Consider the following 13,766-nt stretch of genomic DNA (forward strand, 5'->3'; position numbering starts at 1 on the left):
GAGAAGGAACAGGTGCCGCGCCCTTAGCCGCCCCGTTCCCCCGCCGCAACCAGTCGCGCATGAATCAATCCGCGAACGGCGTTGCCGATGTAAAATCCTTGCGCGAGATCGGCCGGCGTCAGCGGCATTTCGACCGCATCGCCGCGCGCGATCAGTTCGGCGCGCAGCACCCCCGGCAACAATCCACGATCGAGCGGCGGGGTCAGCAACTGCCCGCCCTCCTCCCGCCGGACGAAGATCGAGGTGAAGCTGCCCTCGGTCACCTCGCCATCGGCGCGGGTGAAGATCGTTTCGAAACAGCCCGGCGGCGGCGCGGGCCAGAAGCGCCGGTCGCTGGTCTTGTGGACGATGCGCAGGTCGGTCGCGGCCAGCGGCAGCGGCGCGACCGCCACCAGGACCGGCCCGGCGGGCAGCGTCGGCAGCGGCGTGACATCGACCGAGATCGCGCCCGATCGCGACAGCAACAGCCGGATGCGCGACGGATTGCGCAGGCGAAAGGTCGCCGCCTGCAATTCGTTGCGCGTCGCATGGCGATCGAACGCGAAGCCCAGCCGCCGCGCGCTTTGCGTCAGGCGGGCGATATGCCCTTCGAGCAGGGTGATCCCCTCCAGCGGATCGAACGCCATCGTTTCGACCAGATCGTAGCGCGCCGGCGGCAGGTTCAGGAACCGTGCCTTGGCGAGACATTCGGACCATTCGTCGGCGGCGCGCGAATCGGCGACGATGCCCGATCCCAGCCCCAGCGTCGCATGGGCGGCGTCGGGTACCAGATGCAGCGTGCGGATCGCGACGTTGAACGACGCGTCGCCAGTGCCGTCGATCCAGCCGATCGCCCCGGTATAGATGCCGCGCGCGCGATCCTCGATACCGTCGATCGCCTCCATCGCCCGCTTCTTGGGCGCGCCGGTGATCGACCCGCACGGGAACAGCGCCGCCAGCGCATCGACCGCATTCCGGTCGGGCAGCAGGTCGGCGGTGACCGACGACACCATCTGGTGGATGCTCGGATAGGTTTCGACGACGAATCGCTCGGGCACGTGCACGCTGCCCGCGACGCTGACCTGCGACAGGTCGTTGCGCATCAGGTCAACGATCATCAGATTTTCGGCGCGCTGTTTGGGATCGGCGGCCAGTGCGCGCGCGGCGGCGGCATCGCGCGCCGGATCGGGATCGCGCGCGGCGGTCCCCTTCATCGGCCGCGCGGTGATGCGCCGCCCCTCGACCGCAAAGAACAGTTCGGGCGAGAAGGAGAGAATCCAGTCCTCTCCGGTCCACACCACCGCGCCATGCCCCGCCGCCGCGCACGGCCGAATCGCGGCATACAGCGCCAGCGGATGGCCCGCGACCGGCACCTGCGCGCCGAAGGTCAGGTTCGCCTGATACAGGTCGCCCGCCGCAATCAGGTTGAGGACGGTGTTGCAGTGCGCGGTATGGCGATCGGCATCGATCGCCGGCTCGACCTCACCGATCCATGCACCGTGCGGATCGGGCAATGCGGCGACGACGTCGACCGTTTCGGCCGCTGCGAACACGCCGAACCACAGCAGCGGCGCGGTACCGCTGCGCATCCGCAGCCCTGGCACCAGTGCCGCGCCGGCTTCATAGTGCAGATAGCCTGCAACCGACGCGCCTTCACCGATCGCGGTCGACAGGTCCGCCAGCGCCGCCGTCACCTCGCCGACGCCATCGGCGCGGATGATGCGGGACGGTGCCCGATACAGCGTTGCCGAGCCGCCCGGCCGGGCATCGTCGAACAGCACGAAAGGCCGGGTCGTATCGAACATTGCCCACGCTTGCCGCCTGCCGCCGCGCGGGGCAAGCGTCGAACCGCGCTTTGTCGGTACGGCATTCGACGGTAAGGCACGGGCATGACCCCATCCCCGATCCGCGCGGCGATCATTCCGGTGACGCCGCTCCAGCAGAATTGCACGCTGCTCTGGTGCACGAAGACGATGCGTGGCGCCTTTGTCGATCCCGGCGGCGACCTGCCGCGACTGCTCGCCGCCGCCGAACAACATGGCGTGCGAATCGAAAAGATCCTGCTCACCCACGGGCATATCGATCATTGCGGGGAGGCCAAGCCGCTCGCCGAGCAGCTGGGCGTGCCGATCGAGGGGCCGCACGAGGCCGACCGGTTCTGGATCGCGCGGCTGGACGAGGATGGCAAGCGGTGGGGCCTGCGCGGCGTCCCGTTCGAACCGGATCGCTGGCTGGTCGAGGGCGACACCGTCACCGTCGGCGAGGCGAGCTTCGCGGTGTACGAGACCCCCGGCCACACGCCCGGCCATGTCATCTTCCACCACGCCGACGCCAAATTCGCGCTGGTCGGCGACGTCCTGTTCCAGGGGTCGATCGGCCGCACCGACTTTCCGCTGTCGGATACGCAGGCGCTGATCGATTCGGTGGTGACGAAGCTGTGGCCGCTGGGCGATGATATCGCGTTCGTGCCGGGCCATGGTCCGGGCAGCACCTTCGGCCATGAGCGGGCGACGAATCCGTTTGTCGGTGATAAGGCGCTCGGCAAGTAGCGCTACACCACCTCGTATCCGGGCCTGCGCCGGGATATAGGAAGCTTGCCGGCAACCCGAAGCTTGCAACCCCGCGCGAAAACGCTATAGGCGCGGTTCGCTTCGCGACCAGCCTGTCTGCCGGTCCGGCGGGTCGCCGGTCGCGAAAAGCGGTCGGGCACTTGCCTGGGCCGCGTCGTCAGTTGGTGGTGAAACCAACCGATACCCAAGTGATAAAGGTGCCGAAATGGCAGTTCCCAAGAGAAAGACCTCGCCCTCCAAGCGCGGTATGCGTCGCAGCCACGATTCGCTGAGCGTCGAATCATTCCAGGAATGCCCGAACTGTGGCGAACTGAAGCGTCCGCACAACCTGTGCAACGCCTGCGGCCATTACAACGGTCGCGAAGTCGTCTCGGTCGAAGCGTAACCGCCGGACCGGACAGGGAAGCACGCATGGCCGACGGGTCCTGGATCGCCATCGACGCGATGGGCGGTGACGAAGGGCTTGCCACCATGCTGGCGGGCGTCGCCCATGCGCGACGCCGCCACGAATCGATGCGGTTCCTGCTGGTCGGGGACGAGGCGGCGATTCTTGCGGGGCTCGAATCGCATCCGAACCTGTCCGCCGCATCGGAAATCGTTCACGCCCCCGAAGTCGTCGGATCGTCGGACAAGCCCAGCCAGGCGATTCGCCGGGCCAAGACGACGTCGATGGGCGTCGCCATCGGGCTGGTGAAGCAGGGCCGTGCCGCCGCTGCGGTGTCGGCGGGCAATACCGGCGCGCTGATGGCGATGGCGAAGCTGGCGCTGCGCACCATGCCGGGCATCGATCGCCCGGCACTGGCGGCGTTGCTGCCCAGTCTCGGCGACAACGACCTCGTCATGCTCGACCTCGGCGCCAATGCCGAGTGCGATGCCCGCAACCTCGTCCAGTTCGCGGTGATGGGGGCGGCCTATGCCCGCACCGCGCTCGACCTCGAATCGCCCCGCGTCGCGCTGCTGAACATCGGCACCGAGGAGCTGAAGGGCATCGACAGCGTCCGGGAAGCAGCAGCGATCCTGCGCGCCTCGCCGCATTTGCCGATGACCTTTTCGGGCTATATCGAGGGCGATCGCCTGTCGCGCGGACAGGTCGATGTCGTCGTTTGTGACGGCTTTTCGGGCAATATCGCGCTGAAGACCGCCGAGGGCACCGCGCGATTCGTCGCCGACCTGCTCAAGCGCGCCTTCCGTTCGTCGATCCGGTCGAAGATCGGGTTCCTGATCTCGCGCCCGGCGACCGAATTGCTGCGCCATCACCTCGATCCCAACAACCACAACGGCGCGGTCTTTCTCGGCCTCAACGGGCTGGTGGTCAAAAGCCATGGCAGCGCCAACGAAGCCGGCATTTCGAACGCGATCCAGGTCGCGGCCAAGATGGTGCGCGACGACCTGACCCGCAGCATCGCCAGCGATCTTGCGGCGATCGAGGCGCGCGCGGCATGATCCGCTCGGTCGTCACCGGCACCGGCTCGGCGCTCCCCGCCCGGCGGGTAACGAATGCCGAACTGGCCGAACAGGTCGACACCTCCGACGAATGGATCGTCGAGCGTACCGGCATCCGCTTCCGCCATATCGCCGCCGAGCACGAGACGACCGCGACGCTTGCCGCCGATGCCGCGCGCGCCGCGATCGCCGCCGCCGGGATCGAACCGCAAACGATCGACCTGATCGTGCTGGCGACCGCCACCCCCGACCAGACCTTTCCGGCGACCGCGACCAAGGTGCAGGCGATGCTCGGCATCGACGACTGCGTCGCGTTCGACGTGGCGGCAGTGTGTTCGGGCTTTCTCTATGCGGTGCAGGTCGCCGATGCGATGCTGCGCACCGGCATCCACCGCCGTGCGCTGGTGATCGGAGCCGAGACGTTCAGCCGCCTGCTCGACTGGGAGGATCGCACCACCTGCGTCCTGTTCGGCGACGGCGCGGGCGCGATCGTCCTCGAGGCACGGGAAACCGATGGCGACACGCCGCAGGGTATTCTGGCCACCCGCCTCCACGCCGATGGCCGGCACAACGGCCTGCTCTATGTTGACGGCGGTCCGTCGACGACCGGCACGGTCGGCAAGCTGCGCATGAAGGGCAAGGAAGTGTTCCGCCATGCGGTGGTCAATCTGGCAAGCGTCATGGGCGAATCGCTCGAACTGGCGGGACTGACCCCCGACGACGTCGACTGGGTCGTGCCGCATCAGGCCAATGCCCGCATCCTCGACGCGACCGCGCGCAAGCTGGGCCTGCCCCGCGAGAAGGTCGTGGTGACCGTCGACATTCACGCCAACACCTCGGCCGCGTCGGTCCCGCTCGCGCTCGACGTCGCCACGCGCGACGGGCGGATCAAGCGCGGCGACATCGTCGTGCTGGAGGCGATGGGCGGTGGTTTCACTTGGGGCGCCGCCGTAGTGCGTTGGTAATCCTTTAGTATTTTTGAATCTTCGTATACGCTGTGCTACCGGCAACTGGTGTAGATGAAAAAGGATTTCACCAATGGTTTCCGATGGCACCCTGACCCGCGCCGATCTCTCTGAAGAGATGCATCGCGAGATCGGTCTGTCGCGTGCCGATTCCGCGCGTGTCGTCGAACAGATACTCGATCATATGTGCGAAGCGCTGTCGCAGGGCGAAAACGTCAAGATTTCGGGCTTCGGCAGCTTCGTGCTGCGCGACAAGGGTGAGCGGATCGGCCGCAATCCCAAGACCGGGGTCGAAGTGCCGATCGCGCCGCGTCGCGTCCTGACCTTCCGTGCCAGCCAGATGATGCGCGACCGCATCACCACCAACTGAACGAGGCCGATTGCCACCCCCGGTCGACAAATCCGCCAACGCCTATCGCACGATCGGCGAAGTGGCGCGTGAACTGGGGGTGCCGCAGCATCGGCTCCGCTATTGGGAAGGGCGTTTCCCGCAGATCCGCCCGCTGACCCGCGCCGGCGACCGCCGCTATTACCGGCCGGAGGATGTGACGCTGTTGCGCCGTATCCAGACGCTGCTGGGCGACCAGGGCTATACCGTGCGCGGCGTGCAGCAATTGCTGGCGCAGGAGGCGAAGGCCCCTGCCATACCCGTTGCTCCGATCCCGCGCCGTGCCGCCCGCATCATCGAATTGCGTGCGATTCGCTCGCTTCTCGCCGATGCGCTGGCGGCCGATAACGCGGCCGATTAGCAGGGCGGCGTGCCGACGCAGCACTGTACCATCGGCCGATCCACGCGCCGCTTTCCCCGACGGCCAAACCTGCTAAACCGCGCGGGCGATGAGCGTATCCAATACCGACACCTCCCCCGCGCCTGGCCGGCGGGACCGTTTCGCCCGCATTCGGCGACGGTGGTGGTTCCGCCTGCCTGCCTTTGCGTTGTTGCTGTCGGGGATCGGCGTGTTCCTGATCTGGCTGCTGCTGTGGCGCACCTTGCCCTCCGTCGATTCGCTGCGCGCCTATGAACCCCCGCTGCCGACCAATGTCCGCGGGATCGCGGGCGATCCGATTCACAGCTATGCTCGCGAACGGCGCGTGCAGCTGTCCTACGCCGAATATCCGCCGCTGCTGGTCCGCGCGTTCCTCGCCGCCGAGGACCGGACGTTTTTCGAGCATCACGGCGTAGACTATCCCGGCATCGCATCGGCGATGCTCACCAATCTGCGCAACGACGGTCGCCCGATCGGCGCGTCGACGATCACGCAACAGGTGGCCAAGAACCTGCTGCTGACCAGCGAGGTCAGCTATGTCCGCAAGGCGAAGGAGGCACTGCTCGCCTATCGCATCGAGAATGCGCTGACCAAGCAGCAGATCCTCGAACTCTATCTCAACCAGATCGCGCTTGGCCGCAACGCGTTCGGCGTGGAGGCCGCCGCCCACGCCTATTTCGGCAAGGAACTGCGCGAGCTGACGCTGCCGCAAATGGCGTATCTGGCAATCCTGCCGAAAGGGCCGTCGAACTACACGCCCGAACGCGGATATGATCGCGCGATCACCCGTCGCAACTGGGTGCTGGGCGAAATGGAGCGCAACGGCTTCATCACCGGTGCCCAGCGCGCCGCCGCCATCGTCCAGCCGCTCGGCACCATCCCGCGCCAGACCCCGCGACAGGAAACGGCGGGTGGCTATTTCATCGAGGAAGTCCGCCGCCAGCTGCTCGGCCAGTTCGGGGAAAATGCAAAGGACGGTCCGTACAGCGTCTATGCCGGCGGCCTGTGGGTCCGCACCTCGCTCGACCCCAAGATTCAGGTCGATGCGCAGGACGCGCTGCGCAGCGGCCTCATCCGGTTCGATGCGGGGCGCGGCTGGTCCGGTCCGCTCAACAAGCCGCGCACGACGATCGACGGCGACAATTGGCAACAGGCGCTGCTCAACACCAATATCGGCGTCGATTATCAGGATTGGCAGGCCGCGATCGTCATCGACAAGGAGGCCGGCGAGGCGCGGATCGGCTTTGCCGACGGCCGCACCGGCACGTTGCCGCGCGGCAATGCGCAGATGCCGGTCCGCGGCGGCACCGGCAACGCATTCGGCGCGATCCGGCGTGGCGACATCCTCGCCGTGGCGCCGGCGGGCGGCGACTGGTCGCTGCGCTCGGTCCCGCGCGTGTCGGGCGGGATGGTGGTCGAGGACCCGCGCACCGGCCGCATCCTCGCGATGCAGGGCGGGTTCGACAGCCGTATCCAGTCGTTCAACCGCGCGACGCAGGCGATGCGCCAGCCCGGATCGACGATCAAGCCGATCGTCTATGCCGCCGCGCTGGAGGCAGGGATGACCCCCGCCTCGATCATCGTCGACGGCCCGTTCTGCGTCAATCAGGGCGGTCGGCTGGGCCAGAAATGCTTCCGCAACTTCGGCGGTGGCGGGGCCGGCCCGCACACCATGCGCTGGGGCGTCGAACAGTCGCGCAACCTGATGACGGTGCGCGCCGCCGCCCAGACCGGCATGGACAAGGTCAACGACCTGATCCAGCGCGTCGGCATCAGCGACGAGAAATTCCCGCCCTATCTCTCCTATGCACTGGGCGCAGGCGAGACGACGGTGCTGCGCATGGTCAACGCCTATTCGATCCTCGCCAATCAGGGCCGCGAGCTGAAACCCACGGTCATCGATTTCGTGCAGGACCGGCGCGGCAAGGTGATCCTGCCCGAAAACTGGCGCGCCTGCGACGGCTGCAACGCGCCCGATTGGGACGGCAAGCCGATGCCGCGTCCGCAGATCAGGTCGCGGCAGGTCATGGACGCGATGAGCGCGTACCAGATGGTCCACATCATGGAAGGGGTGATCCAGCGCGGCACCGCCACGACGCTGCGCGACCTCAATCGTCCGATCATGGGCAAGACCGGCACCTCGACCGGTCCGACCGATGTCTGGTTCGTCGGCGGCACGCCGCAGATGATCGCCGGCCTCTATCTCGGTTTCGACAGCCCCCGCAATCTCGGCGGCTATGCGCAGGGCGGGACGATCGCCGCGCCGATCTACAAGACATTCGCGGTCAAGGCCTATCAGGACATGGAGGCACTGCCGTTCCGCGCGCCCGCCGGCATCCGCATGGTCCGCATCGATCGTGCCAGTGGTCGCCCGGTCTATGGCGCGTGGCCGACGACCGATCCCAAGGCGGCGGTGATCTGGGAAGCGTTCAAGCCCGAGACCGAGGCGCGCCGCGCCACCGGACGGCTGGGCGCAGCACGCGCGCCGGTGACCCGCGATCCGACCCGCGCCATGCCCACCCAACAACAGGCGCAACCGCGTGACAGCGACTTCTTGCAACGCGAAGGGGGAATCTACTAGCGCGCCGCCCATATCGACGGCATTCCCCCTGATTACGCTTATTCCCGGAGTTTCCCCATGCGCGCCGAAGCGCAAGCCCATGTAGACAAGATCAACGATGCGCTCTCGCTGCTGCGCCGCTTCCTCGACTGGGACCGCGCGCTGCGTCGGCTCGACGAGCTGAACGCGCGCGTCGAGGACCAGGCATTGTGGAACGATCCCAAGGCCGCGCAGGACGTCATGCGCGAACGCCGCCGGCTGGACGAGGCGATCACCGCCACCCGCACCATCGAGCGTGAATTGTCCGACACCGTCGAACTGATCGAGATGGCCGACGAGGAAGGCGATGCCGAGATGGCCGACGAAGGCGTCGCCAACCTCGCCGAACTCGCCCGGCGTGCCGATCATGACAAGGTACAGGCGCTGTTGTCGGGTGAAGCCGATGCCAACGACACCTATATCGAGATCAACGCCGGCGCAGGCGGGACCGAGAGCCAGGACTGGGCCGGCATGCTGCAACGCATGTACACCCGCTGGGCCGAACGCCGCGGCATGAAGGTCGAACTGGTCGACCAGCATACCGGCGAACAGGCGGGCATCAAATCGGCGACGCTGCTGATCAAGGGCGAGAATGCGTACGGTTTCGCCAAGACCGAAGGCGGCGTCCACCGGCTGGTCCGCATCAGCCCCTATGACAGCGCGGCGCGCCGGCACACCTCGTTCGCGTCGATCTGGGTCTATCCGGTGATCGACGATAATATCGAGGTCGAGTATAACGAAAGCGACCTGCGCATCGATACCTATCGCGCGTCGGGTGCCGGTGGTCAGCACATCAACACCACCGATTCGGCGGTGCGGATTACGCACATTCCGACCGGCATCGTCGTGCAGTGTCAGAACCAGCGATCGCAGCACAAGAACAAGGCGGAGGCCTATAACCAGCTGCGCGCCCGCCTGTACGAACGCGAACTGGCGATCCGCGAGGCGGAGGCCAATGCGGAGAACGCGACCAAGACCGATATCGGCTGGGGTCACCAGATCCGGTCGTACGTGTTGCAGCCGTACCAGATGGTGAAGGACCTGCGCACCGGCGTCGTCTCGACCGCGCCGGGCGACGTGCTCGACGGCGCGCTCGACCCGTTCATGGCAGCGGCACTGTCGCAGCGGGTGACCGGCGAAGCGGTCGAAGTCGAGGATGTCGACTGAGATGCGCCGCGTCCTCCCGGCCCTGCTGTTCCTGCTGGCCGGCTGCGATGCGACGCAGCCGAGTGCGGGTGCCAATGCGCAGCGGGAGGACGAACACGACTTTCCAAAGGCCGACCGGCCGGTGGCGACGATCGTGTCGGCGCGCTGGTCGACCGAGGAAGCGCGCGACCGGCTGAACGAGGCCGAACTGGTGATGGACCGCGCCGGCATCGCGCCCGGCATGACCGTCGCCGATATCGGCGCGGGCGAGGGCTATTACACCATCCGCATGGCGCAGCGCGTCGGCCCGGACGGGCGGGTGCTGGCCGAAGACATCATCCCGCAGATCCGCGACGCGCTGGCGCAGCGCGTGGCGCGCGAACGGTTCGACAATGTCAGCGTGCGGCTGGGCGAACCCGACGACGCGAAGCTGCCCGCGAACAGTTTCGACCGGGTATTGATGGTGCATATGTACCATGAGATCGCCGAACCCTATGCGTTCCTGTGGAACCTGCGCCCGTCGCTGCGCCCCGGTGGCCGCGTGGTGGTGGTCGACGCCGACCGCCCGACCCAGAATCACGGCACCCCGCCGGCGCTGCTGAAATGCGAATTCGAGGCGGTCGGCTATACGATGGTCGAGCTGCGGAAAATGCCTTCGGCCGGCGGCTATATCGCGATGTTCACCCCGCAGGGCGCACGGCCCGCGCCGGACAGGATCGTCCCGTGCCGCGTACCCACGCCCAGCGCGAGTCCGAGCGGCAACCACAAGGGCTGACGGCCTTACCCAACCTGATCCCAACCCGTTCAGTTCGAGCAGTTTCGAGCGTGTCGAGACACGTCCGTCGAGAACCGGCCCGCTTGGGGCACCCCCTTCTCGACTTCGGTTCTCGACAGGCTCGAACCTGCGCTCGAAGCAAACGGAAGAGGGAAATTTGGGACGTTTTCCGTTCGTGCTGAGTAGGGGGTGCGCTTGTCGAAAACCGTATCAAAGAACCCGCGGCACGTATCCTTCGATACACCATTTCGACAAGCTCGATGCCTGCCCTGAGCGACGGCCGCAGGCAGGCAGTCGAAGGGGCTACGCAGGACAAACGGCTATCTGCTTTCGGTCAACAAAACCGGTGCCAGCAGCAACAGCAACTTCACATCGACCGCCTTCCCCGCCGCCCGTTGTTCCGCGACGAACCCGGCCAGTTCCGCCAGCGCCACCCGGTGGACGATGATGTCCTCCCCCGGCACCCCGCCGCCATCGCCGACCCGCGTCAATGCGCCCGCACGGAACAGCGTGAAGCTTTCCGACACCATCCCCGGCGACGAATGATATTCGCCGAGCGAGGTTATGCTGCCCGCGCGATAGCCGGTCTCTTCCTCCAGCTCGCGCGCCGCCGCGACCGCCGCCGCTTCGCCGGCGCTGTCGTCGCCGACCAGCCCGGCGGGCAGTTCGATACAGGCCCGGCCCAGCGGCACGCGATATTGCTCGACCAGCAGCACATGCCCGTCGTCGATCGCCACGATCACTGCCGCGCCGATGCCGTTGGCGCGCCCGACATATTCCCATCGCCCGCGTTTCTTCGCGGTGATGAAGCGTCCTGCCCACATCACTTCTTCGGGAGCGTCGCTGTCGATCATCGAACTTCCTGTCATGGCCCTTGCGTGCCGCCACCGTATCGAAGCACAACAGCGGCCTCAACCATGGGGAGATGGTCATGGGAATGATCAAGGAATTCCGAACCTTCGTCGCGCGCGGCAACGTCCTCGACCTGGCGGTCGGCGTCATCATCGGAGCGGCATTCGGTACGATCACCAAATCGCTGACCGACGACATCATCATGCCGGTGATCGGCTATCTCTTCGGCGGGTTCGATTTCTCCAGTTATTTCCTGCAACTGGGCCCGATTCCGGCCAGCTATACCGGTTCGCCCGACAACTATGCCGCACTCAAGGCGGCAGGCGTGCCGCTGTTCGGCTATGGCGAATTCATCAGCGTGATCATCAACTTCCTGATCCTCGCCTTCATCGTCTTCCTGCTGGTCAAGTTCGTGAACCGCGCGATCGCGGTGGTGCACGAAGAGCAGAAGACCGGCGAAGCCCCGCCCGCCGCCGATCCGGCTGACATCGCACTGCTCCGCGAAATCCGCGACGAACTGCGCGCGGCGCGGGCACGGCCGGAAATGTGACCTGCCGCCCCTCCCTGTGGGGACGGGCTGTGGCACCTTACGCCGCCGCCAACTCCAGCGCCGCCGCCTGCGCCAGACTGGTGCCGTCGAGAATCCGCGCGGTCTCGTCGCGCACCCGTGCCATGGCGTGGCGGATCGCGCAGCTCGCCTCGTCCTTGCAGTCGCCGCACGGGCGATAGGCGGTGCGGCTGACGCACGGCACCAGCGCCAGCGGCCCCTCGATCACGCGGATGATCTCACCCAGCGAGATCAGATGCGCCGCGCGCGCGAGGTGATAGCCACCCGCCTTGCCCCGCGTCGACGACAGAAAGCCGGCCTCGCGCAGGTCGGCGAGGATCAGTTCGAGGAATTTGCGCGGCACGTTCGCGGCGGTGGCGATGCGGTGCATCGGCATGGGCGCCTCGCCCGCGGGTTGTTCGGCAAGGAACAGCATCGCGCGCAACGCATAGCGGGAACGCTGGGTCAACATCGTCCCCCGCCATGCCACTTGCGCTACAGCAATGGAAGTCGGCTTCTTTTCAAAGCCGGGACAACCGCCTATATGGGTCGGTGCCGGCTTCCAGCCGGCTATGACGATAAATTGCGGCGTGCAATAGACGCAGCGGACCCGGGGGCAGTACCCGGCGGCTCCACCATAAGGTGGTGTTTCTGGACACCGTTTCTGACGGGGCCGAACCAGGATCGACGTGTGTTGAAAAGCGCTGTTTTCGTTCGGAATGGGACCACCGCAACGGCCCATACACACAAGTGCCAACGATAACGAAGCACTCGCGATTGCGGCGTAACTAAGGGCCTCACGGCCTGAAGTTACTCCAAAATAGCGCGGTTGGACCGAACCGGGCAACAGAATCGGATTCCAGCGGTACGGGGGGCACCGGGCAACAGAAGCTCCCCACTGACATATTTCCAGATTAACACGTCACCCCAGCGAAGGCTGGGGTCTCCTGCGGCTCTTGCGTGCAGCCCGTCCGGAGCGTCGCCCGCGGTCAGCATTCCCCGGTCATACCGGGAGATCCCTGCCTGCGCCGGCATGACGTTTGTGGCAGGGAAGCACGCCGTGCCGGTATCGTCTGGTCCCACCACCGTTGCGCGGTTCCGTCGCAGCTTCTCGTCATTCCCGCGAAGGCGGGAATCCAGATACGCTGGCACTAGCGATGAAGCAGCGACGCCATAGGCTATCGATTCCCGCCTGCGCGGGAATGACGATTGGGCCGGGGCAAGAGGTTTCCCGCCGCCACGACCCCCGCTAAGCCCGCGTCCCATGGACCTCGATCTCATCGCCCTGCTCATGCTGGTCGCGTTCGGCGCGGCCACGCTCGATGCGATGGCGGGCGGCGGGGGGCTCATCACCCTGCCCGCGCTGCTTGCCGCCGGGGTGCCGCCGGTCGCGGCGCTGGGCACCAACAAGCTGCAAAGCGCGTGCGGCACCGCCGGCGCGACCTTCGCCTTCTGGCGCAAGGGGCATATCGACCTGCGCCGCTTCACCTGGCCCGCGCTCGCCTCGTTCGCCGGGGCGGCGGGCGGCGCGGCACTGGTGCAGGCGATCGACCCGCATTTCCTGTCGGCGGTGCTGCCGGTCCTGCTGGTCGCGATGGCACTGTATTTTCTGTTCGGGCCGCGCCTGTCCGACGTGGATACCCATGTCCGCCTTGCCCCGGCCGGCCTGCTGCTCGCGATCGCGGCGATCGGCAGCTATGACGGATTTTTCGGACCCGGCACCGGATCGTTCTTCACCCTGCTGCTGGTCACCGCCGCCGGCATGGGCGCGACGCGCGCGGTGGCGCATACCAAGCTGCTGAACCTCGCCAGCAATCTGGCCGGGGTCACCGTGCTGGTCGCGGGCGGCCATGTGTGGTGGACGCTGGGCCTTGCCATGGCGCTCGCCAGCCTTGCCGGGGGGCAGGTCGGCGCAGCGCTCGCGATCCGCTGGGGCGGGCGCGCGATCCGGCCGCTGCTGGTCGTCCTGTCGCTGGCACTGACGGTGAAGCTGCTGGCCGACCCGGCCAACCCGCTGCGGATGTGGCTGGGTATTTAATCCGGCCCCTTACACGCCCATCCGTTTACTTCGAGCGCAGGTTCGAGCCTGTCGAGAACCGAAGTCGAGAAGGCGTTGCCCCAAG

Annotated in this window: 14 protein-coding genes and 1 other RNA gene; 12 read left to right on the forward strand and 3 right to left on the reverse strand. The window is 66.7% G+C overall.

Translation table 11 applies throughout. The annotated features are described in order from the left end of the window. Window positions 1–23: 23 nt before the first annotated feature. Window positions 24–1,784, reverse strand: a complete 1,761-nt coding sequence (pabB, locus tag ASE91_RS01205) for an aminodeoxychorismate synthase component I (protein WP_056621962.1) — start codon at window positions 1,782–1,784, stop codon at window positions 24–26. Between the two features lie 84 nt (window positions 1,785–1,868). Between pabB and ASE91_RS01210 the strand changes: the two genes are divergently transcribed. The 9 genes from ASE91_RS01210 to ASE91_RS01250 all read left to right on the forward strand — a co-directional run bounded on the left by ASE91_RS01210 (window position 1,869) and on the right by ASE91_RS01250 (window position 10,244). Beyond that, window positions 1,869–2,528, forward strand: coding sequence for an MBL fold metallo-hydrolase (locus ASE91_RS01210; RefSeq protein WP_056621964.1), 660 nt, complete (start codon window positions 1,869–1,871; stop codon window positions 2,526–2,528). 226 nt (window positions 2,529–2,754) lie between these two features. Then, the gene (gene rpmF, locus ASE91_RS01215) at window positions 2,755–2,934 is read left to right on the forward strand and encodes a 50S ribosomal protein L32 (protein WP_055762192.1); all 180 of its coding nucleotides are present in this window, start codon (window positions 2,755–2,757) and stop codon (window positions 2,932–2,934) included. Window positions 2,935–2,960: 26 nt separating this feature from the next. Continuing rightward, window positions 2,961–3,992 carry a phosphate acyltransferase PlsX gene (gene plsX, locus ASE91_RS01220; protein WP_056621966.1) on the forward strand — a complete coding sequence of 344 codons (1,032 nt, stop codon included), beginning with the start codon at window positions 2,961–2,963 and terminating at the stop codon, window positions 3,990–3,992. Then, the gene (locus ASE91_RS01225) at window positions 3,989–4,957 is read left to right on the forward strand and encodes a beta-ketoacyl-ACP synthase III (protein WP_056621968.1); all 969 of its coding nucleotides are present in this window, start codon (window positions 3,989–3,991) and stop codon (window positions 4,955–4,957) included. The genes plsX and ASE91_RS01225 overlap by 4 nt, the downstream gene beginning before the upstream one ends. 73 nt (window positions 4,958–5,030) lie before the next feature. Then, window positions 5,031–5,327, forward strand: coding sequence for an integration host factor subunit alpha (locus tag ASE91_RS01230; RefSeq protein ID WP_055998917.1), 297 nt, complete (start codon window positions 5,031–5,033; stop codon window positions 5,325–5,327). Window positions 5,328–5,337: 10 nt separating this feature from the next. Next, a complete protein-coding gene (locus ASE91_RS01235) occupies window positions 5,338–5,706 on the forward strand; it encodes a MerR family transcriptional regulator (protein ID WP_055998915.1) in 369 nt (122 codons plus the stop codon). An 88-nt stretch (window positions 5,707–5,794) separates the two neighbouring features. Next, window positions 5,795–8,305: a penicillin-binding protein 1A gene (locus ASE91_RS01240; protein WP_056621970.1), complete on the forward strand. Its 2,511-nt coding sequence runs from the start codon at window positions 5,795–5,797 to the stop codon at window positions 8,303–8,305. Between the two features lie 57 nt (window positions 8,306–8,362). After that, window positions 8,363–9,490, forward strand: a complete 1,128-nt coding sequence (gene prfB, locus ASE91_RS01245) for a peptide chain release factor 2 (RefSeq protein ID WP_056621972.1) — start codon at window positions 8,363–8,365, stop codon at window positions 9,488–9,490. Between the two features lies 1 nt (window position 9,491). Beyond that, complete coding sequence (locus tag ASE91_RS01250; protein ID WP_082453744.1) at window positions 9,492–10,244, forward strand: class I SAM-dependent methyltransferase; 753 nt, start codon at window positions 9,492–9,494, stop codon at window positions 10,242–10,244. A 320-nt stretch (window positions 10,245–10,564) separates the two neighbouring features. Here the strand turns inward: ASE91_RS01250 and ASE91_RS01255 are convergent, their stop codons facing one another. Further along, complete coding sequence (locus ASE91_RS01255) at window positions 10,565–11,098, reverse strand: NUDIX hydrolase (RefSeq protein ID WP_056621975.1); 534 nt, start codon at window positions 11,096–11,098, stop codon at window positions 10,565–10,567. A 77-nt stretch (window positions 11,099–11,175) separates the two neighbouring features. Between ASE91_RS01255 and mscL the strand changes: the two genes are divergently transcribed. Beyond that, the gene (gene mscL / locus ASE91_RS01260) at window positions 11,176–11,646 is read left to right on the forward strand and encodes a large conductance mechanosensitive channel protein MscL (protein WP_056622271.1); all 471 of its coding nucleotides are present in this window, start codon (window positions 11,176–11,178) and stop codon (window positions 11,644–11,646) included. Between the two features lie 37 nt (window positions 11,647–11,683). Here mscL and ASE91_RS01265 read toward each other — a convergent pair whose 3' ends face one another. After that, window positions 11,684–12,115 (reverse strand): RrF2 family transcriptional regulator, encoded by a 432-nt coding sequence (locus ASE91_RS01265; protein ID WP_055998905.1) that lies wholly within the window; start codon window positions 12,113–12,115, stop codon window positions 11,684–11,686. Between the two features lie 42 nt (window positions 12,116–12,157). Between ASE91_RS01265 and ssrA the strand changes: the two genes are divergently transcribed. Together ssrA and ASE91_RS01270 are read left to right on the forward strand one after the other, a co-directional pair. Beyond that, window positions 12,158–12,504: a transfer-messenger RNA gene (gene ssrA, locus ASE91_RS18535) on the forward strand. A gap of 403 nt (window positions 12,505–12,907) precedes the next feature. Further along, window positions 12,908–13,681, forward strand: a complete 774-nt coding sequence (locus ASE91_RS01270) for a TSUP family transporter (RefSeq protein WP_056621977.1) — start codon at window positions 12,908–12,910, stop codon at window positions 13,679–13,681. The last annotated feature ends 85 nt before the right edge of the window (window positions 13,682–13,766 follow it).

This window comes from Sphingomonas sp. Leaf62 (genome assembly GCF_001421915.1).
Taxonomy (GTDB): Bacteria; Pseudomonadota; Alphaproteobacteria; order Sphingomonadales; family Sphingomonadaceae; genus Sphingomonas.